Annotated in this window: 21 protein-coding genes and 2 pseudogenes; 13 read left to right on the plus strand and 10 right to left on the minus strand. The window is 61.7% G+C overall.

The window, feature by feature from the left end:
* Positions 1-129: 129 nt before the first annotated feature.
* A pseudogene (locus tag ABIE33_RS25165) lies at positions 130-1,134 on the minus strand (IS701 family transposase); the annotation flags it as partial.
* A gap of 335 nt (positions 1,135-1,469) precedes the next feature.
* On the opposite strand from ABIE33_RS25165, the gene ABIE33_RS25170 reads away from it, so the two are divergent.
* The 4 genes from ABIE33_RS25170 (at position 1,470) to ABIE33_RS25185 (ending at position 3,795) form a co-directional block, all read left to right on the plus strand.
* On the plus strand, positions 1,470-2,042 hold the full coding sequence (locus tag ABIE33_RS25170; protein ID WP_429130537.1) for a hypothetical protein: 573 nt from the start codon (positions 1,470-1,472) through the stop codon (positions 2,040-2,042).
* 363 nt (positions 2,043-2,405) lie between these two features.
* Entirely contained in the window at positions 2,406-3,059 is a 654-nt protein-coding gene (locus ABIE33_RS25175) for a lysozyme (protein ID WP_429130685.1), read from the plus strand.
* A gap of 117 nt (positions 3,060-3,176) precedes the next feature.
* Positions 3,177-3,434 carry a hypothetical protein gene (locus tag ABIE33_RS25180; protein ID WP_429130538.1) on the plus strand — a complete coding sequence of 86 codons (258 nt, stop codon included), beginning with the start codon at positions 3,177-3,179 and terminating at the stop codon, positions 3,432-3,434.
* Positions 3,421-3,795, plus strand: coding sequence for a DUF1515 family protein (locus ABIE33_RS25185; protein WP_429130539.1), 375 nt, complete (start codon positions 3,421-3,423; stop codon positions 3,793-3,795). The genes ABIE33_RS25180 and ABIE33_RS25185 overlap by 14 nt, the downstream gene beginning before the upstream one ends.
* A 158-nt stretch (positions 3,796-3,953) precedes the next feature.
* Here ABIE33_RS25185 and ABIE33_RS25190 read toward each other — a convergent pair whose 3' ends face one another.
* The 3 genes from ABIE33_RS25190 to ABIE33_RS25200 all read right to left on the minus strand — a co-directional run bounded on the left by ABIE33_RS25190 (position 3,954) and on the right by ABIE33_RS25200 (position 4,973).
* Positions 3,954-4,217 carry a hypothetical protein gene (locus ABIE33_RS25190; RefSeq protein WP_053252552.1) on the minus strand — a complete coding sequence of 88 codons (264 nt, stop codon included), beginning with the start codon at positions 4,215-4,217 and terminating at the stop codon, positions 3,954-3,956.
* Positions 4,218-4,491: 274 nt separating this feature from the next.
* Complete coding sequence (locus ABIE33_RS25195) at positions 4,492-4,737, minus strand: hypothetical protein (RefSeq protein ID WP_429130540.1); 246 nt, start codon at positions 4,735-4,737, stop codon at positions 4,492-4,494.
* A 32-nt stretch (positions 4,738-4,769) separates the two neighbouring features.
* Positions 4,770-4,973, minus strand: a complete 204-nt coding sequence (locus ABIE33_RS25200) for a hypothetical protein (RefSeq protein ID WP_429130541.1) — start codon at positions 4,971-4,973, stop codon at positions 4,770-4,772.
* 385 nt (positions 4,974-5,358) lie between these two features.
* Here ABIE33_RS25200 and ABIE33_RS25205 point away from each other — a divergent pair.
* Positions 5,359-5,794 (plus strand): annotated as a pseudogene (locus tag ABIE33_RS25205) (GNAT family N-acetyltransferase); the annotation flags it as partial.
* Between the two features lie 314 nt (positions 5,795-6,108).
* On the opposite strand, the gene ABIE33_RS25210 reads toward ABIE33_RS25205, so the two are convergent.
* Complete coding sequence (locus tag ABIE33_RS25210; protein WP_429130542.1) at positions 6,109-6,405, minus strand: hypothetical protein; 297 nt, start codon at positions 6,403-6,405, stop codon at positions 6,109-6,111.
* Between the two features lie 218 nt (positions 6,406-6,623).
* Here ABIE33_RS25210 and ABIE33_RS25215 point away from each other — a divergent pair, with 218 nt between their 5' ends.
* From ABIE33_RS25215 to ABIE33_RS25225, 3 genes are all read left to right on the plus strand, one after another.
* Complete coding sequence (locus tag ABIE33_RS25215) at positions 6,624-7,010, plus strand: cupin domain-containing protein (RefSeq protein ID WP_429130543.1); 387 nt, start codon at positions 6,624-6,626, stop codon at positions 7,008-7,010.
* A gap of 417 nt (positions 7,011-7,427) precedes the next feature.
* A complete protein-coding gene (locus ABIE33_RS25220) occupies positions 7,428-7,784 on the plus strand; it encodes a hypothetical protein (RefSeq protein WP_429130544.1) in 357 nt (118 codons plus the stop codon).
* A gap of 81 nt (positions 7,785-7,865) precedes the next feature.
* Complete coding sequence (locus ABIE33_RS25225; RefSeq protein ID WP_429130545.1) at positions 7,866-8,825, plus strand: sterol desaturase family protein; 960 nt, start codon at positions 7,866-7,868, stop codon at positions 8,823-8,825.
* Positions 8,826-8,845: 20 nt separating this feature from the next.
* Here the strand turns inward: ABIE33_RS25225 and ABIE33_RS25230 are convergent, their stop codons facing one another.
* A complete protein-coding gene (locus ABIE33_RS25230; protein WP_429130546.1) occupies positions 8,846-9,877 on the minus strand; it encodes a GlxA family transcriptional regulator in 1,032 nt (343 codons plus the stop codon).
* Between the two features lie 118 nt (positions 9,878-9,995).
* Between ABIE33_RS25230 and ABIE33_RS25235 the strand changes: the two genes are divergently transcribed.
* Together ABIE33_RS25235 and ABIE33_RS25240 are read left to right on the plus strand one after the other, a co-directional pair.
* Positions 9,996-11,003, plus strand: a complete 1,008-nt coding sequence (locus ABIE33_RS25235) for an alpha/beta fold hydrolase (protein ID WP_429130547.1) — start codon at positions 9,996-9,998, stop codon at positions 11,001-11,003.
* Between the two features lie 75 nt (positions 11,004-11,078).
* Complete coding sequence (locus tag ABIE33_RS25240) at positions 11,079-12,023, plus strand: MBL fold metallo-hydrolase (RefSeq protein WP_429130548.1); 945 nt, start codon at positions 11,079-11,081, stop codon at positions 12,021-12,023.
* Between the two features lie 281 nt (positions 12,024-12,304).
* On the opposite strand, the gene ABIE33_RS25245 is transcribed toward ABIE33_RS25240, so the two are convergent.
* Together ABIE33_RS25245 and ABIE33_RS25250 are read right to left on the minus strand one after the other, a co-directional pair.
* Positions 12,305-13,417: an NADH:flavin oxidoreductase gene (locus tag ABIE33_RS25245; protein WP_429130549.1), complete on the minus strand. Its 1,113-nt coding sequence runs from the start codon at positions 13,415-13,417 to the stop codon at positions 12,305-12,307.
* A 1-nt stretch (position 13,418) separates the two neighbouring features.
* Complete coding sequence (locus tag ABIE33_RS25250; RefSeq protein WP_429130550.1) at positions 13,419-13,811, minus strand: RidA family protein; 393 nt, start codon at positions 13,809-13,811, stop codon at positions 13,419-13,421.
* A 140-nt stretch (positions 13,812-13,951) separates the two neighbouring features.
* On the opposite strand from ABIE33_RS25250, the gene ABIE33_RS25255 reads away from it, so the two are divergent.
* Positions 13,952-14,848, plus strand: a complete 897-nt coding sequence (locus ABIE33_RS25255; protein ID WP_429130551.1) for a LysR substrate-binding domain-containing protein — start codon at positions 13,952-13,954, stop codon at positions 14,846-14,848.
* Positions 14,849-14,944: 96 nt separating this feature from the next.
* On the opposite strand, the gene ABIE33_RS25260 is transcribed toward ABIE33_RS25255, so the two are convergent.
* Positions 14,945-15,238, minus strand: coding sequence for a hypothetical protein (locus ABIE33_RS25260; protein WP_429130552.1), 294 nt, complete (start codon positions 15,236-15,238; stop codon positions 14,945-14,947).
* Between the two features lie 404 nt (positions 15,239-15,642).
* On the opposite strand from ABIE33_RS25260, the gene ABIE33_RS25265 reads away from it, so the two are divergent.
* Together ABIE33_RS25265 and ABIE33_RS25270 are read left to right on the plus strand one after the other, a co-directional pair.
* Complete coding sequence (locus ABIE33_RS25265) at positions 15,643-16,407, plus strand: alpha/beta fold hydrolase (RefSeq protein WP_429130553.1); 765 nt, start codon at positions 15,643-15,645, stop codon at positions 16,405-16,407.
* A 316-nt stretch (positions 16,408-16,723) separates the two neighbouring features.
* Positions 16,724-18,499 (plus strand): SLC13 family permease, encoded by a 1,776-nt coding sequence (locus ABIE33_RS25270; protein WP_429130554.1) that lies wholly within the window; start codon positions 16,724-16,726, stop codon positions 18,497-18,499.
* Between the two features lie 41 nt (positions 18,500-18,540).
* On the opposite strand, the gene ABIE33_RS25275 is transcribed toward ABIE33_RS25270, so the two are convergent.
* Positions 18,541-19,578: an NAD-dependent epimerase/dehydratase family protein gene (locus tag ABIE33_RS25275; protein ID WP_429130555.1), complete on the minus strand. Its 1,038-nt coding sequence runs from the start codon at positions 19,576-19,578 to the stop codon at positions 18,541-18,543.
* Between the last annotated feature and the right edge of the window lie 11 nt (positions 19,579-19,589).

Consider the following 19,589-nt stretch of genomic DNA (forward strand, 5'->3'; position numbering starts at 1 on the left):
GTTGTCCAAAAAGAGGATGAAACGGGTGCATGACCCGCACTAACTGCTGACCTGCGCTGGCCGGGGCTGCATTCTCTTGTGAGGTACAAGCGGCTGGAGGAACACGCGTTCACCTGGCCGGGCGTCAGCTTTCAAAGCCGTATCGGCTGGCAGATTGGAGAGGTAATATTTGCGCTCGTCATTTGAGCGCCATTCACCAACGAGCCACGCCTCTTCGCTCGGCATATGCTGCTGCCCCTTGTTGAGGATGCGTTGCGGGCTGCCATCAGCAATTCGAATGCGTAGGGCGGCGAAGCGTGCAGTCCGTCGACCTTTCGTGCCGCGACGCCAACTGACCTTCTTCCAGGTGGCTCCTTCCAGGATCGTTTCGGCTGCCGTCGATGGGATGTCGGGGATCGAATGCTTGCGCGGTCTTCCTTGGCCGGCGACAGGAAAGATCAATGCAACATCATGAGGATAAACTTTCTGATGCTTGGGAATGCCGACAGCCCAGGTGAGGTTGCGTGCACTCAAGCCCTGGCGAAACGCAGCCGACAAACCTTAGCCGGCATCGGCAAGCACAGTGCCAAATCGCACGCCTGCGGCAATCAGCCGATCGATCTCCTCGAGCGCGATCTCCGGTTTGGTGCGGGATATGCGCAGTGGCTCGGGAACGCCGACCTTGGCCATCCGATCCTGGTCGCTCGCCCAGCTTTCGGGCAGGAACGGCCGCAAGCGGACTGGAATAGGAACGTCGTCCCGCGCCAACGTCAGCGATACCAGCGTCTGGCAATTGGCCTCTTCCCGAGCATCGACGCATACTGCGGCGCAACCCCAACAGAATGATCGCCCTTCTTCGGCAGGCCCGTATCGTCAACCACTAGGAACGCATCCGAAGCGCCGACAATCTTGTCGGCCTGTATCGCTAACTCCGCCTCAAGTGGAGCGGCATCCAGATGCATCGGAGATGAAATGATGCAGGCGGTCGTCGTGATCGGGCGCAAGGCGCTCTGCCATCGGCTCAATGCTCTTGCGATCTCCCGGCCCAACGAGGGCGGAAATATAGACCGGGCACATTTGCCGCCGCTTCTTGTGATCAAGCTTATCAACGAAGGGCTTCAGCCAACCCGTCAGGGCAGCATCCTGCTCGACCATCCATCGCACCCGTGTTGAAGTGCCAAGGTTGGTCGATCATCGTCAACCGCGAGCTAATCTGCCAAAATAGTGCTAGGCGGCGATCGAGGCCACAAGCACCGCCAGAAGTGTCGCGAGTGCGAGAACGGCTCCGTACTTGGCCACTGTGATGCGGCGGCGGCGTCCGCCGGTCCAATCGTAGCTCATGGTCTTGCTCCGACAACTTTCATGTCGCCACGCGGACGATCGGTGATTCTGCTTAACAAATAGGAAAGCATTGTCGACAAAACTGCGTTTCCGTGTTGGGGATGCTGCTAGTCTGGCGTCCTGAGGCCCCTATGAGGCGGAGGTAGCGTATGCCGGATGCTTCGATCGACTTGGCGCTCTACTCGGCAGCGCTGAACGTCACCGCGCCACCGGCGCTTATCCGGCCCTTTCTCGACCAGTTGGCGGAGGGCCAATTCTCCGTTGATGAAATCAGGAGGCGTTGCGCGGAGAACGGCGTCCGCCTCAAGGCCCATCTGCGCAAGGGCGAACGCACGCGTAAGGACCTGCGTGCGGCCTTCGACCTGCAAGCGGTGGAGCGGCGGCACCTGGATATTCTCGATATGCTGGTTGCGAGCCTGGAGGCCAAGGCTGCGCGTGACGCCGGCGAGTTCGGTGGGCTGCTGGACGATTTCAAGGCGAGGGTTTCAACGCTTTCCGGCTCTGTCGATGCGGGGGAAGCGGCAGAACTCGAAGAGATCTACAGGACAATCGAGGCGCAGGTGCGGGTGGAAATCGGTGAACTCGCCGATGTCGCCCTGTTCTTGCGTGGCCTGCGCTCGAAATGCGGTGACGACCGAGGCGAGAAACACCTAGCGGACAACGAAAGCCTTAAGAAGTTGCTGAGTTCATTGTCGCCGCCCAAGCCACCTTCCGTCTCCTAGAGCGTTTCCAGTCTAAACGGGGTCACAGAAACGCCCCATCTCGTTGTCTCGACGCATTTCCTGACGGAACCGCTGCGCACTTTTCCTAAAAATGCTCCAAACCGGTGAGAGTCCGCATGTCCGATCGGATCGGACGCGGCGGTTGCCGACGACCCTGCGATGCAGGCGCGCCAACCGATGCTCTCCGCGAACTGCCGCTTGTCAGTAGGGTTGCACCATCACGACACAGCTGACAAGCACGATGACCAAAGCGGTCATCTTCACGAATGCGGCATCCATCATGGCTAGATCTCCCCTTTGATCGCCTAGCAACACGTTACGTTGCTTCTGGTTCCCAATCTAAACAGGACAAACGACATGAACATGAACCGACGCATAAATGCGGCGGGCCTTGCGCTCGTCAAACAGTGGGAAGGCCTGAAGACGGAGGCCTATCGTGACGTCGCCGGTGTGTGGACCATCGGCTATGGACACACCAGCGCCGCGGGCGCTCCGGCGGTGACGCCGGGAATGGTGATCTCCGAGGCGCAGGCAGACGATATCCTGAGGGCGGATCTGGCGACATTCGAGGAACGGGTCTTGCGTCTCGTCAAAGTGTCGCTTTCCGACAACCAGTTCGCCGTGCTTGTCTCCTTCGATTTCAACACCGGTCGCCTCGGCAAATCGACTTTGCTGAACAAACTGAATGCCGGCGACTATGACGCTGTGCCGGCCGAGCTGATGAAATGGGTCAATGCCGGCGGCAAGCGGGTGAAGGGGCTGGTCAATCGCCGAGCTGCTGAAGCCGGACTTTGGGCCAAGGGCGAGTTTGTGGCCTCCAACACTGTTACCGCCGCGCCGAATCCGCCCGAAGCGGTGACAAAGGAGAATATCTCCTGGCTCGCGGGCATTCTGTCTTCGCTCGGCTTTGCGTTTACTGGAAGTGGCCCGCTGCCATGGGCGTTTGCCGGCATCATTGTTGCTGCCTTCGCAATCGGAGCCTACCTCTTCGTTCGCAAGCGGCTGGATCCGGCATGATCGCCTGGCCGAAGATCCTTTTCGGCGGGCTTGTGCTCGCTGCCGTCACGTGGGCTGTGCTCGAAATCCGGGCCGACGGCGCCCGCTCCGTTCTTCATGCGATCGAAAGGCAGAACAATGACGCTGCGAACCGCGCTCGAGAGAGGCGCCTTGATTACGATTCCTGTCTTGATGCTGGCGGGCTGTGGGACTTCGGGGCCGAAGAATGTCATCGGCCTTAAAAGCGTCGCGGGCGTTGATCTTGTCGGCGCACGCGGCGCCACGCCGGCAGATCAGCGCAAGATCGACCGAACCGTAGTTGGTCTCTGCGCCGCGGCGGTTTGGACGCGGGCGGATTGCGCAAGGCACGGAGGGCGTCAAGATGTCTCCGGCTGAAATCGATGTCAGCGTGCACCGCCAGCTCGGAGAGCGGGTCGCCGGCATGCGGGGCCTGCAGGAATCGATCCGCAGGATTGAGGAGGGCGCGCAACGTGCCGAGGATAAGGCGACGAGCAGTCGGGCGGGCGTGCATCAGCGGATGGACCAGCTCGTCGATCGCGTCGGCGATCTCGAGGCTTCGGTCTCGACGCTTGGTGGTGACGTTGCAGAGATGAAGCCAGTGACTGATGACGTCAAGCGCTGGAAGCTGATGGGCATCGGCGCCCTTGGCGTTACCGGCATTGCGGCCATGGCGCTCGGCGTCAGCTTTGCCGAGGCGATAAGGCGGATCGTATTCGTCCTTGTAGGCAGAGGGTGATGGTGTCGTTCGCAGCTATTGCTTTGCCTTGGCCGAACAGGGCTGAACCGAGCAACGTGAAAGCGGCAATCCGCCGCTTTTCTGCTGTGCGTGTGAGAGCATAAGGCGTGAAGGGTGCCGCTGAAATGGTTCGATCGGCTCGGGCCAACCGGGCCCGCCTAGTGAAGCGTCTGGACCGGGTGTTCGGTAAATGTGTGGATGCCATCGCGTTCGATCGTGGCCAGGAATTCTTCGTAGGCCTCGCGGTCGGTGGGGAAGGAATCTTCCCAGACGGTGGAGTAGCCTTCCTCGTCGATCACCTCGAGCGTCCAGTCGAGATTGGAGCCCGTCGGCCGCGAGATGCGGATATGGACAACGACGTCGTCGTCGGCAAACTCGCCGGACAATTCCGAAAGCTCGAGGTCTTCTTCTGTTTGGGTCATGAGCGTTTATAACATGTCCTGAGTGTGCGAACCAATCTTGTGGCGGTCCCTGGCCTTTGCTTGGGAGCGGAGGCTGCGTTTGCGCTACCGATCAGGTGAGGGCGTTTGACGTCTTGATAGGCCGAAAGGCGATTGCCATACAATAGGATAGGTTTGGCCGGGGTTGCTTTGCAACCCCGGCGTCTTTTGCGCGTCATGATATCGGCAATGGTGAAACGATCCCGGATCGCCAGCAGGTCACGCCGGCGCCGGTCATCCTTGTTGCCTTGCGACGTCACTGTTCGGGAGCCGACGACCACGGCTCGCGTCTGCGTTCGAACCACAGAGCCCGCTCGCACAGGGCCGCCTCGTCGCGTGTACCGGAGCGAAATTCGCCAATGATGAATTTCGCCAGACGATCGGCGCGGTAGTCACTGCGCGGCATCCTTGCTGCAAGGCAGGCCGTGTTGAGAACCCGCTGGAGCATGGCGATCTCAGCTGGATTGAATGCACAGTCGAAGTGTTTGGAATGATGCTGCATTATAACCTCCCTTGGCGCGACTGCGGGAGTTTTCATTTCTCACTGTCGGCTTGTATGGTCGTGCGCGCACGTATCAGGTGGTCAAGATCCACTTTATAGGGTCCGTGCTTCGCGAAAATCTCGCGGGCCTCCAGCGGCGGCAGGCCGGAGGCGGCGATGAATTCCTCCAGATCGTATCGTGTATTCCAGTTTTTGACGACCCGGCCGAACTGACTTTTAGTGTCTGATGCAAACATGATGAACCTCCCGTTCTGCAGGCTAAATTCACGACGCGAACGGTGGTTCCACAGTGCTGAAAATTCCGTCTTCCGGTGCGTGCGGGCCCGCGTTTCCCCATACTCCATCGGCTGATCGCTCGGCGGAAAGGTCGGGAGCGGTGAGCGGCACTCAGCTTCGCGGTTGCTCCATTTAAAGCGCGTCGCGATCTTTCAGATTCGCTTGTTGCGCTTTAAGCTCTTGTTCTTGCGCATGTCGTGATCGCAAAACCGCTGCACACTTTTGCGCGACATGCATTACAGCGACCTTTGCGCGTCTGATAAGACGCGCGGCGCTGTAGGCGCAGTCCCGCTGCCCGGCCTTAGAGCGCCGCCTTTGCGGCGCATATTCAATGTCGAGTTGACCATGATAATCGAAGCGACTGAAAGTGACTTTGCCGCACTTTTTGACCGGTGCTGCGCCGGGGAGACTGCGGCTTGTGCCGGACAGTGCGATTGCTGCCGCTGACGTGCTGCAGATGCTGGCCGATCTCGCAAGCGGGATCCGCCCGCATTTTTCGCCTTCCGCCTACAGCGCCGCGCGTCTTATCAGACGCGCAAAGGTCGCTGTAGCACTTTGAATTGCTGCATGTTTCCTTAAATCGGCTACGATTTAAGGAACCATGCAGTAGATGATCGTCGAAGGTGGCGAGATCGTTGGGCTTTGCTCGGTCGTGCGGGTTCCGGATGGTGGTGACCTGCACATCGGCTATGGCGTGGCGCCGACCAGGCAAGGGGCGGGGGCAGCAACACGTGCTATCGCGAGCCTGTGGGCCCTTGCCCAGGACGATGCCCGGATATCAGCGTATCGGCCGAGACCTCGGACGCGGCGGCCGGGGGTTGCTTTTGCAGCCCCGGCCGCATTTGCGCGTCATGGGGTCCGCAGTGGGGCCCTGAACGACAACTGTCGCATCGTGACTGGCGAAAGGGCGACCGCCGTGACAGTCTCGCGACCAAGCAGCTACCGATAAACGTCTGCAGCAGGTCAGAAATCGCCACACGCAACCCGTTGCGGTTGTGGTCCTGGAGGCAACACCGGCATACAATAAGCCATTACACATCATCTTGAATGCGGTCTCGTTTATCCACGGAGAGGCCGCATTTTTTTGTGGTGGCCTCAGCGGTGATGCGGGCTGCGCCGACCGGGTCTGGCGACCCAGATGTCGACGGTCTCAGCCTCATCCGTTCTTGGCGGCACGCGGCGCCGTTCGCGCCACAGCGCGCATTCCAGCAGCGTGCGCTCGTCAGCATTGCCGATGAGAAATTCGTCCATGATGAACTTGGCCAGCCGGTTGGCGCGTTCGCCGCGGCGTGGGACGCGGGCGGCAAAGCAGGTCGCGTCGAAGACCCGCTGCAGCATTTCGATGTCATCCGGACTCAATTGTCTGCCCGAGGTCTGCGGGAGATCATGCATGCGAACCTCCTTCATGGACGTCCATAGCCAGTGCCGAAGGGAAAGAAGATACATCAGTCATCCCGGCGAGCAATACGGAAATATTCGCCTGCATACCGGACGTGGCGCCGGCAACGACGACCCAGACCGCGACGGCACCAGCGACATCTGCGCACGATCGTTCAAGATCTGCGTCTGCGCTCCATGCATGTTGTCACTTCACCGAAATGAGGAAAGACATGACGGACAGCATCGAGACGACCGACCGCAAGGCCATCAATTTCTCCGAGAAACTGGAGCTGATCGCGGAGTTGTGGCAGCCGCGGGTGATCGCCGAGATGAACGATTACCAGTTCAAGCTCGTGCGCATCGAGGGCGATTTCATCTGGCACGACCACCCCGAGACGGACGAAACGTTCATCGTGCTCGATGGCATCCTGCGGATTGATTTCCGCGATGGATCCGTGCGCGTTGGCCCTGGCGAGATGTTCGTGGTGCCTCGAGGCGTCGAGCACAAGCCGTTTGCGGAGAGCGAGGTGCGGTTGCTGCTGATCGAACCGCGTGGCGTTTTGAACACCGGTCACGTCGGCGGCGAGCGCACAGCGCAGAACGACCGCTGGATCTAAAGCGCGTCGCGATCTTCAGGATACGCCTGCTGTGCTTCAGGCTCTTGTTCTTGCGCATATCGTATCGAAAAGCACGACATGCTGTAGGGCAGGGCCGTCGCGCCTACCCCTGCGGCAAATTTTTAGAGCGAATGCGCCGCGTGTCATATTTGATGCGCGGCGCGGTAATACAGACGAATGACGCGCAATGTGATTACGTTGCTGCTCCTGATTGTTGTGGACATGACCTGTCCACACAATGGGAGGGAGCGATCACTCGCGCATGGGGGGCAATGCCAATGTTTGCAGGGGGGCAAGGCGGCCCGATGGCAAGGCGTGCACGGGTGAAACCGGCGGCCGGGATTAGTGCAATGCTGGTGTAATGAAATCAGTCGAGTTTGCCGCCAATGCTCCAACAATGAGGATTGGCGTCATCCCATGTGTCTTCTCAGGATCGGTCTGCTTGCATGTCACCTGCTGGGGGCGTCATCCCAGACGGAAGACGGCCGCCTCGAAAAGAGCGGCGACGATCGCTTTGCGCTCGAGCGACAGTTCGTTCAGTATCGCCCGGATCCCTACCGCGACGGACGCTTCAGCGATGGTTGGCCGCGCAGCTGCGCGGAGCTTCGTCATTGGCTTGACGGCGGTGGCGACGCGGTTTGGCGAGAGCGTCGCGACGGCCTCAGCTGGGCCGAGCGCCGGCGGCGGATCTGCACCGACGGACGTTTCAGCGATGGCCATGCGCATACCTGCGACGAGCTGATGGAGCGATACTACCGCCAAGACGAGGACTAGAACATTTCCTGCGATAACCGCTTCCCGTGCTCCATCCCCCTGACTATCCCCCTGATTTCCTGAAAAGTGGTCGAAAAAACAATGGTATTTCATCACGCTAGCTTTTCATCACCGCTGCGATATATGGTCTCCATCCTCTTGTGGCCGGCGCTCTACTTCGGCGGACTGGCCGCGGCCGGGCTGGCTTTTGCCACATCCTCGCCGGTGCTTTGGTTCAATGTCGTCTACCTCTCGGTGGTGGCGATCATCGCGCTTTTCGAGCGCATCATGCCCTATGAGCCGACCTGGCTCGCTCCAGATGGCGAAACGCTCAACAATCTCGGCCATACGATGTTGACGAAGGGAATTGTGCAGATCGCAGCGGCGTTCGGTGCATCCTTTCCATTGCTTGTCGCTATCTTTGCGCAGCCCTTCTTCGGGTCGCAGCCGCATGTCCGGCCGGCGCACTGGTCGATGTTCGCCCAGGTCGTGCTCGGGCTGGTCATTGCCGAGTTCGGACTCTATGCCGCCCACCGCCTGGCCCATGAGCGGCTTGGGCTCTGGCGTTTCCACGCGCTGCATCACAGCGTCACGCGGCTTTGGGTGCTGAACACCGGGCGCTTCCATGTCGTGGATTCCTTGCTGAAGGTCGGCCTCAGCCAGTTGCCGCTCTACCTGCTCGGGGCGCCGTTGCAGGTCTTTCTCTGGATCGGGGCCGTCACCGCCTTTACCGGCCTTCTGACCCATTGCAATGTCGAGATGCGCACCGGTCCGCTCGACTGGATCTTCTCGACGCCGCGGCTTCATCGCTGGCATCATTCGAAGGACATGGCCGAAGGCAACAGCAACTACGGCGAAAACATCGTGCTTTGGGACCAGCTGTTCGGCACGTACTTCAATCCCGACCGGCCGTCCTCCACGGACATCGGCATCACCGGCAAGGTGTCGCGCAGCTTTATCGGCCAGCTGCTGCAGCCTTTTTCAAAGAGCGGCGCGCGGCAGATCCTGGGGCGAAAGCCGAGCGCCGATCAGCCGCGCGCAAAGCTTGCCGACGAAGCATGACGGCGTCGGCGCCGCGCTGATCAGGCAGGTGCTGCGGCTGCAAGACTTGCCATTGTCGGACGGCGCGTGCCGTCGGACACCGAGAAGCGCAACCGGTACTCCCGCGGCGACAGGCCGAGGATCTTGCGGAAGATCTTGCGATAGGCGTTGGTATCGTCGTAGCCGCTCTGCCAGGCCACCTGCTCGATCGACAGGTGCGAGCGCTCAAGCAGGTCGCGCGATTTGGCGATCCTCAGCCGCTGACAGTATTCCGTCGGATTGAAGCCGGTCGCCTTCTGGAAGCGCCTGAGAAAGGTGCGGTCGCCGAGCCCGGCGCGTTCGGCCATCATCTGCAGCGTCACGCCCTTGGTATTGGCACCGTGCAGCCAGTGCTGGATCTTCAGGATCGTGCTGTCGCCATGGTCCAGTTTCGGCGCAAAGACGCTGTAGTAGCTCTGCTCGCGGGCGCCGGGATCGATGATCATGAAGCGGGCGGTTGCCAGCATCACATTGGTTCCGAGGAATCGGTCCACGAGCTTCAGCCCCAGATCGATCCAGGCCATCATGCCGCCGGCGGTGATGATATCGCCCTCGTCGATCAGCAGTTTGTCGGTGTCGATGCGGACATCGCGGTAGCGATCGGCGATCAGCTCCTGGTGCGACCAATGGGTGGTGATCGTGCGACCGGCAACGAGCCCGGATTCCGCCAGCAGATAGGCGCCGCCGCAGACCGAGCAGATCGTTGTGCCGCCGGCATGCTGTTCACGCACGAAGGCGGGCAGCTGACCCATGCGCCCGCCGACCGGCAGCTCCTCCAGCGTCGGCGGCAGGATCAGTGCGACGAGACCGGAGGAGGGGCCGGGGTCGGTGTCGAGCGCCCTTTCGACCGAGCCATCCTCCTGAAGCTGCCAGTGGCTGATGCGGATCCGCGGTGCGCTGGCACCACCCTGTTCTACCGCCTGCATGCCGGCCACCTGGAACATGTCGGTCAGCCCATGGACCGCCGACTTCAGCGCGCGCGGATAAACGACGATGCCGATCTCCGCCGGTTCGCTTTCGAGTGGTTTTGTCACTTCTGCCCCCATCGTTGTCAGCTTTGCCGGTCGAGAGGTTAGGCCGGTCATTCTATCAATTCAACCAGCGCTCCGGAACGGAGATCGCCGGTCAACCGAGATGGAAGAGGGCAGGTCAATGATTGAAGCAAAAGCAGTTTCCACAGTAGTCTCCACTGGCCTTTCGCGCCGCACAGTTCTTTCGGCCGCCTTTGGCGCTGCGGCGACCGCCGCCGCAGTTCCGGCCGTCATTCGTCCGGCGAAAGCCGAAACCGCATCCGCCAACACAACCGCAACACTGGGAGCAACTGTTATGGGCAGCCGCATCATCACCCGCGATGGCGTCGAGATCTACTACAAGGACTGGGGCTCAAAGGATGGCCCGGTCGTCGTGCTCAGCCACGGCTGGCCGCTGTCGTCGGACAGCTGGGAGGCGCAGGCCTTTCACCTCGCCAACAACGGCTTCCGCGTCATCACTCACGACCGCCGGGGCCATGGCCGCTCCTCCCAGCCCTGGGACGGCAACGACATGGATCATTATGCCGACGATCTCGCCGATCTGATCAACGCCCTCGACCTGAAGGACATCTTCTTGGCCGGGTTCTCCACCGGCGGCGGCGAAATCACCCGCTATATCGGCCGCCACGGAACGAGCCGTGTCGCCAAGGCCGGGCTGATCTCGGCGGTACCGCCGCTGATGGTCAAGTCCGACAGCAATCCTGGCGGATTGCCGAAGGATGTGTTCGACGGGCTGCAGGCGGCAAGCCTGAAGGATCGCTCCAAGCTCTATCGCGATATCGCCTCGGGTCCGTTCTTCGGCTTCAACCGGCCGGGCGCCGTCGCCTCTCAGGGCATGATCGACAGCTTCTGGCTGCAGGGCATGATGGGCGGGCACAAGAACACCTATGACTCGATCGTCGCGTTCTCGCAGACCGACTTTACCGAGGACCTGAAGAAGTTCGACGTGCCGACGCTGATCATCCATGGCGACGACGATCAGATCGTCCCGATCGATGCCGCTGCCCGCGCTTCGAAGCAGCTCGTGCCAAGCGCGACCCTGAAGGTCTATCCCGGCGCGCCGCACGGCATCACCGACACCCATAAGGACCAGCTCAACGCCGACCTGCTCGAATTCGCACGGTCGTGACCCTTGGCGCCGGCCGGTGCCGCGGAAAAGCGCTGCCGGCCGGTCGCTCTCTCTCAAAACCGAAGGAACCGATCCATGACCCGCACTGACGATAAAACCTCCGGCCTCGACCGCCGTTCCTTTCTTGCCGGCTCTGTAGCGGGCGCTGCCTTGCCGCTGCTGCCGAAGGGCGTTTACGCCGCAGACACCCACCGCTTCACCCATGGGAATTTCGATATCGCCGTCGTCAGCGACGGCTTCCTGACGCTGCCGGTCAGTATCGTGCTGCCGGATGCCGCACCGGAGGAACGCGACGGGATCATGCGCCGTCTCGGCGGCACGCCGGAGGGCGCGCCCTTCCACACCAACATCCCGTTTATCCGCACAGGCAACGACCTGATCGTCGTCGACAACGGATCGGGCGGCAATTTCCAGGCGAGCGCCGGCAAGCTTTCGGTCAATCTGGCGACGGCAGGCATAGATCCCACCGCTGTGACCAAGGTGGTCTTCACCCACGCCCATCCCGATCATGCCGGCGGCACGGTCGGCGCAGATGGCAAGCTCACCTTTCCGAATTCGCAATATTTCGTCTCGGAACGGGAATGGGCATTCTGGACGAACCCCGACTACGAGAACACCATGCCGAAGGCGCTGCACGGCTTTGCCCGCGGCGCGCAGCGCGATCTCTTCGCGGTCAAGGAGCGGCTGACACTGGTAAAGCCCGGCGACGAGATCGTGAGCGGCATGCAGGTGCTCGACACGCGTGGGCACACGCCCGGCCATATCTCGCTGGAGCTTGCCGGCGGCGACGGGCTCGTGATCACAGGCGATGCGGCCACCAGCAACATAGTCTTCTTCGAGCATCCGGACTGGCACTTTGGGTTCGATACCGATCCGGAGCTGGCGCTCATGACCCGCAAGACGCTGATCGACCGGGCGGCAACGGAAAAACTGACGCTGCTCGGCTACCACTGGAGCTATCCCGGCATCGGGCGCGCTGAGCGGAACGGTGCGGCGTATCGCTTCGTCGCGGGGGCGTAAGGGGGGAGAGGTCGCGGTCGCATCTACGCGCACCGGTGAACGTTGGATGAGGGGGTGTTGCCACGGCGACGTATAAACCTCCCTCATCTCTGTGCTTGTCACAGAGATCCAGCCAGCCCAAGTCTTTGGGCTAAACGGTCTTTTGACCCGACAGACGTCGGGTCGCTGGATCCCGGCACAAGGCCGGAATGAGGGAGTGGGGATGCCCTCGTCGCCAACCGAGCATCTTCGATTGGCAGAAGTCAGGGGCGCCGCCTTGCAGTGGAGCCACCTTCACCGTCTCAAAGCTGAAGCTCGCTGTCCTTGATGTCACTGATGGGTGACAGCATCTCCAGCTCCAGCGGGCAGGCCTCGACTTTCGAGGCGGCGATGTGCGGCCAGTCGGGGTTGGTGAGCGCGCCGCGGCCAAGCGCGATCATGTCGGCGCCGGCCTCAAGCACCTGCTCGGCGCGGGCGATATCGTGCAGACCGCCATTGGCGATGATGAACAGGTCCGGCGCATGCTGGCGGGCAAGGGTGACCAGTGACCTGCCGCCGGCAGAAAAGGCCGGTTGCCAGGCCTCGAACTCGGTCACGTGCACGAAATCGGCGGTGCTGGCAGCCAGCGCCTTGAAGACGATGGCAGCACCTTCTTCGCCCTCGACCCATTTGTGCTTGTTATCGTTGACCTTGCCCTGGGAGAGGCGGATGCCCACAGGCACCGCATCTCCGACGGCGCTGCGAACGGCGTGCAGCACCGCCAGGCTTAACCCCAGCCGCTTGCCGATGTCGCCGCCCCAGCGGTCCTGCCGTTGGTTGGTGTAGTCGGTGAAGAACTGATCGAGCAGATAGCCGTTGGCGCCATGGAGTTCGATACCGTCGAAGCCGGCGACGTCGATTGCAAGCGTGGCCGCCTGCGCAAAGCCTGATATCGCTTCGGCAATGTCCGTCTCATCCATCTCCCGCGGCACGGCATAGAGACCTTCACCGTGGTAGGAGACCATCTGCCTGCCCCTGGGTCTCAGCGCCGAGGGCGCGATGGTGTCGCTGCGGAAGCGGTTGGCCTGGCTAAGCGCACCGCCATGCATCAGCTGGGCGAAGATGCGCCTGCCCGTGGCGTGTACGGCATCAACGACCTTCTTCCAGCCTTCCGCCTGTTGCCGGTCGGCAAGTCCCGGTTGGTCCTTGTAGGTTTGCGCATAGGCTTTGTCGGGATAGATGCCTTCGGTGGTCAGGAGGCTGAACCCACCCTTGGCGAAGCGCTGGTAGTAGCGTGCCATCCTTTCGGTCGGCACGCCCTCGGCAGAGGCGCTGATGCGGGTCATCGGCGCGACGGAAAGCCGGTTGGCGAACGCCAATCCTTTGAGCATCGTTCCGGTGAGGACCGGCGAGGCGACCGTGCTGTGCGCGTTCATCTCAACGATCCTCGGCGAGCGCTATCGCCTCGATCTCGATCATCGCCTTCGGCGAATAGAGCGAGGAGACCTCGATGATACTGTCGGCAGGATAGGGCGCCGAGAACCATTTGCGCCGCAGCTCGACGATCTTCCCGAAATTCTCCATCGAGCGCAGGAAGATCGTCACCTTCACCACCTTCGAAAGGCTGGAGCCGGCGGCGGTCAAGGCGCGGTCGAGATTGCGGAAGGCCTGCTCGGCCTGGCGGTCGAAATCGTTCTCACCGACGATTTCGCCATCGTCGCCGATCGCGGCCTGGCCGGAGACGAACACGAAACCGTTGGCCTTGATCGCCTGCGACAGCAGGAATGGCGCGTAAGGATCGGGCTTGGTAATGACCTGTTCGAGAAACATGGGCTTATCCCTCTATGCTTGAGTTCAACTCAGCTTGGCGTCGTTGCCTTGGCTGTTGAACTCAATATGATGAGGCTTCGCCCGGCTGACAAAAGACGATTTTTCAGCCAACAGATGAATTCAGATCATGTGTGTCCATCATGAGGAAATTGCCGCCGCTGGGTGCATTGCGGGTTTTCGAAGCGGCGGCCCGCCGCTTGAGCTTCAAACAGGCGGCCGACGAACTCAACGTCTCGCCGACGGCCGTCAGCCATCAGATCCGCCAGCTCGAAGATCTGCTGGAGCTGAAGCTGTTCGAGCGCGGCACACGCCAGGTGCGGCTGACGCCGGCCGGGCAGACGCTGTTTCCGGTGCTGCGCGACGGGCTCGACCGCTTCGAGCAGGTGATTGGCGAACTCAGCCGTCACCGCGACACCAAGGTGGCGCGGCTCACCTCCACCGTCGCCTTCGTCGCCAAGCGGCTGGCGCCGCTCGCCGGCAGCTTTCGCGACGCCCATCCGGACTGGAACCTGCGCCTCGATGCCTCGAACCGAACGGTGGATCTCGATGCCGACGCCGACGCGGCCATCCGTTATGGCGACGGGCAGTATCCCGGCCTGCTTTCCGAGCCGCTTTTCGCCGATCGTTTTGCGCCGGTCTGTGCCCCGCGCCTAGTGCCGGCATCCCTCGACGCGCTGAGAGCGGCGACACTCATTCACTTCGATTGGGGGCTGGCGCGGCGCGGCGACGAGCGGGCGCTGGTCTGGCGACAATGGCTGAAGCACGCAGGCCTGGCCGATATGGATGCGGCTGGCGGCCTGTCCTTCACCGACGAAATCCACGCGGTGCAATCGGTGGTTGCCGGGCAGGGCATCGGTCTTCTGAGCCTGACATTGGTTGCCGAGGAGCTCGCCTCGGGCATTCTCGTCCAGCCGTTTGCACTATCGCTCGAAAGCTACCGCTATGATCTCGTCTATAGTCCGCAGGCTGCCGAGAGACCGGCAACGCAGGTGCTTAGGGGTTGGGTACTGCAGCAGTTCAAGGGTGGGAACCGTTGAAGCCGCATAGCCGCGGTTAAAAAGAGCACGCAGTTGCGACAGCGCTCAGTCTCGGGGACGGGTTCCTCGGCTTGTCCGTGGCGCGGATGGTGAAGCTCAGTCGAAGTCACCGAAGACGTCGAGGTTCCTCCAGCGCCGGCTGACGAGGCGGAGCGAGCGATCCGGTTCGATCACGTAGTTTTCGTAGACCTGGCGGCCGAACTGGTCGCGGAACTGGTGCGGTACGATACTGCCGACAGGCGCCTTCTTCAGCTTGGTGCGCGGCTGGCCGCCATAGGTGATGCTGCCGGGGATCGGCTCAAGGTACGGCGAGTAGCCATAGGTTTGGACGCCGGTCGTGCAGCCACTGAGAAGCAGAGCGACGGTAAAGGCGGCAAGAGCATGTTTCATGTCGACAATCCTCGATGATGCAGAAGGCGGAGTGGATTCCAGTCCGATGCCATACGCGACTCTCAGGCGGTGCGATTTATTCCGGCTTTCGCAGGCGCTTGTCCAACACACTTTCTCTAAACTGTAGCGCTCCAACGGCAATTTCCAAGTTCCTAGCGCGCGAACGCCGACGATGCGGACTGTTGCTGCACCGAATTAGACCTAACCGCGGGCGTTCGGCTCTTCTTCGCGGGTGAGGCCGTCGCTGGTCATGGTGGTCTCCAATTTAAGTCTGTGGCTTTTCATGAGCTTAGAACGGAAATCATTATTGCGATAATAAAATGCTGGACAGGCGATTGGGTGAGGTATATCTAATGATTATCGCGATAATAAATATCGCACCAACAAACCAAGGAGTAACGCACATGTTGAAGACATCGCTGCTTGCCGCCGCCGCCTCGCTCACTCTGGCCGCCACCGGCACCACCGCTTCCGCTGCTGACGCAGCGGCAAAGAACGTCGTCCTCGTCCATGGCGGTTTCGTCGATGGCGCCGGCTGGAAGGGCGTCTACGACCTCCTGAAGAAGGACGGCTACACCGTCAGCATCGTCCAGAACCCGACGACCTCGCTTTCCGACGACGTCGCTGCCACCCGGCAGGCGATCGGCAAGCTTGACGGACCGGTGGTGCTGGTCGGCCATTCCTATGGCGGCGTCGTCATCAGCGAAGCCGGCACCCATGAGAAGGTGCAATCGGTTGTCTATATCGCCGCGTTTGCCCCGGACAAGGGCGAGTCCGTCTCGTCGCTCATCGCCAACCCGCCGGCCGGCGCCCCGGTGCCGCCGATCCTGCCGCCGGTCGATGGCTTCCTGTTCCTCGACAAGGCAAAGTTTGCCGCATCGTTTGCCGCTGACGTCGATGCCGAGACCGCGGCCTTCATGGCCGATTCCCAGGTTCCGTGGGGCGTCGAAGCGCTGGCCGGTGCCGTCACCGAACCGGCCTGGAAGACCAAGCCGAGCTACTATCTGGTGGCGGGTGAGGATCGCATGATCCCGCCAGCCGCCCAGCAGATGATGGCCAAACGCGCCGGCTCAACCGTCGTCGAAGTGCCCGGCAGCCATGCCGTCTATGTTTCCAACCCCAGGGCGGTCGCCGAACTCATCGAGAAGGCTGCCGAGGTAGCCAACTGATCGCAGGCGACGCGCGACAGAGGAACAATCGATCAACACAGGGCCAGGAGAGCGATCTCCCGGCCCTGTGTTCATTCGATGTCGGTGGGGACTTGCCGCTGATCCGGCTCTTCTGGCGTTCCGGCGACCCCGACGTTAGCCGCCAACCGGATGCGTTTCGCGCTCATACCCAGATTTGTCGCCGGGGCGAATTCCGATTTGGTGAAACATGCGGTAGTTCTTGGGCGAACTTCCCGTCGGATTGTGCGTTAGGCCTTGAGCGCCTGTCGGGCACTCCGTCTCGCCGCCCAGTCCTTCTGCCGAATCCAGGTATTGCATGACCGCCGAACAGTCTCTCGCGTTTATCGTCATCGGCGCCATGATGGCATTCTTCATCTGGGGGCGGTTTCGATATGACGTGATTGCCTGTTCCGCCCTGATGCTTTCGGTCGCCGTCGGCATCGTGCCCTTCGATCACGCCTTCGATGGTTTCAGCGACGATATCGTCATCATCGTCGGCAGCGCGCTCATCGTCAGCGCCGGGGTGGCGCGCTCCGGTGTCGTGGATGCCGCGATCCAGCGGTTTCTGCCCAACATCTCCTCGGTCCGCGCGCAGCTTGCGCTGCTGGTCATCACGGTCACGGTCCTTTCCGCCTTCATCAAGAATATCGGCGCGCTGGCGATCATGATCCCGGTGGCATTCCAGTTCGCCCGTCGTTCCGGCGTGCAGCCCTCGGTGTTTCTGATGCCGATGGCCTTCGGCTCGCTGATCGGCGGGCTGATGACCCAGGTCGGAACCTCGCCCAATATCGTCGTTTCGCGCGTGCGCCAGGAACTGACGGGCGAGAGCTTCACCATGTTCGATTTCACGCCCGTCGGCGCCACGCTTGCCGCCGTCGGCGTCGTCTTCCTGCTGTTTGCCTACAGGCTAGTGCCGCAGCGAACGAGCCAGCATGTCTCCGTGCACACGGCGATCGAGATCACCGATTATACCTCGGAGGCGGTGGTCGCCGCCGGCTCTCCCGTCATCGGCAAGTCGCTCAGTCACCTCGTCAAGATCGGCGATGGCGGCGCGGTCGTCATCGCTGTGTTCCGGCGCGGCCTGCACGTGGCGCCGCTGCCGGACATCAAACTCGAGGCGGAAGACGTCCTGCTGCTCGAAGGCGGGCCCGACGCGCTCGATCGCATCGTCTCGCAGGCCAGGCTCAAGATCTCCGGCGACCGTTCACCGTCATCAAGCGAAAAGACCGGCGCCGAGATCGAGGCGGTCGAAGCGGTGATCGGTAGCGGTTCGCCGCTTGAAGGCATGAGCGCGCAGCGCCTGGCGCTGTTCAATACCCACAACATCAACCTGCTCGCCGTCAGCCGGCAGGGCGAACGACTGAAGCAGCGGCTCGGCAGCATTCGCTTGAGGGCCGGCGACATCGTCGTGCTGCAGGGCGCGCGCCGCGAGTTGCCGTCGTTCCTGCAGGATTTCGGCTGCCTGCCGCTGGCGCAGCGCGAGATCCTGCTCGGCACGATCCGCAAGGCGACGCTGCCGCTGCTCGTTCTGGCCGCCGCCATGGGCTCGACCGCCGTCGGCCTGGTTCCGATCCCGATCGCCTTCTTCGCCGCGGCCCTTGCCATGGTGATCTTCCGCATCATTCCGTTGCGCGACGTCTATCGCTCGGTCGATGGGCCGATCCTGGTGATGCTGGCAGCACTGATCCCGGTCAGCGATTCTCTGCGAACGACAGGGGGCACCGACGTCATCGCCAGCTGGCTCGGCACGGTTGCCGCGGGCCTGCCACCGGCCGGCGCACTGACGCTGATCCTGCTGGCGGCGATGGCGGTGACGCCGTTCCTCAACAATGCCGCGACCGTGCTCGTCATGGCGCCGATCGCCGCCAGCTTTGCGACCGCGCTCGGCTACCGACCCGAAGCCTTCCTGATGGCCGTTGCCATTGGAGCCGGCTGCGATTTCCTCACCCCGATCGGCCACCAGTGCAACACGCTGGTCATGGGGCCGGGCGGTTATCGTTTCAGCGACTATCCTCGCCTCGGCCTGCCGCTGTCGATCGTGATCGTCATCGTCAGCGTACCGACGCTGATTGCCGTCTGGCCGCTGCGTTGAGGCGGCGGCTTGCTGTCGTTCCTGCTCCACCACGGCGTCGATCACGAGCGTTGAACATCGAAAAAAGCATCCTCGGCAACGTAGTCGAACAACGGTATGGTGTAGGCCGCCAACACGGGAAACCGTTGCCTCCACTCTTCTGCTGCTTGGCTCCGAAGCCATTCGCAGACCTGTGGCACCGCCTTCGCGTAGTCTGTGGCAGGCTTGTACCCGATCTGCCGGGCAGCGTCCGTGTTCACGGTAAAGGGTGCGGGAACGGACCAAGGGGTCCATCCGACGGGCGAACCGAAGCGTGGGTCGCCGATGTCGAGCGGGAGGAACTCGCCGCTCCATCCCATCGCTTTGGCAACCAGCGATCCGATTTCAAGGACAGTCGGCGCCTCGGGATCTGCGATGTTGAGGATGAGGCTTTGCGGCTGATTGAGCGCAACCGCAGCGACCTCTGCGATGTTGGCCACGGCGGTCGTATGGAAGCGGCTACGCCCGTTGAAGCAAAGCGGGATGATTTTCCTATCATCCAGCATACGTTTGACAAACCACCACTCGCGGGGATGGCTGGAATGCGTTCCGTGGATCGCGCAGGGGCGCAAAACGGCGACGGGACGCTGCGCATGGTCCAGAAGCCGTCGCTCGAGTGCGACCTTTCGTGTCGAATAGGTCTCCAGACCGGGCTCAACGGTCGGCTGCTTCTCCGTTATTCCATCGGGAAGATCGGGAAAGCCATTCTCTCGCGCTTCATCGAGCGTTCGCCCGACGTTATCGCGGTAAACGCTGCATGACGAGATAACCACGAATTGTCCTACGACTTGCTCTACGTCGAGCAACTGGTCCGCATGCGTTTGGTCATATGCCACTGTGTCGATCACCGCATCTGCACCCGAACCAAGGAATCTCGCCAACTCGCCCGGTTTGTTGCGATTCAGAACAACTGTCCTCGCGCCCAACCGCACGAGATCTTCAGGAATATCTCGTTCGCCGCGACTGGCTAGGATGACGTTCCAGCCTTCATTCAGAAGTCTTGCGCCAATTGCCCGACCGATCTGTCCGGTTCCGCCAATAACGAACGCCAACTTCGTCATACACGCTCCCA

Origin of the sequence: Ensifer sp. 4252 (genome assembly GCF_050434565.1) — a bacterium.
Classification (GTDB): Bacteria; Pseudomonadota; Alphaproteobacteria; order Rhizobiales; family Rhizobiaceae; genus Ensifer.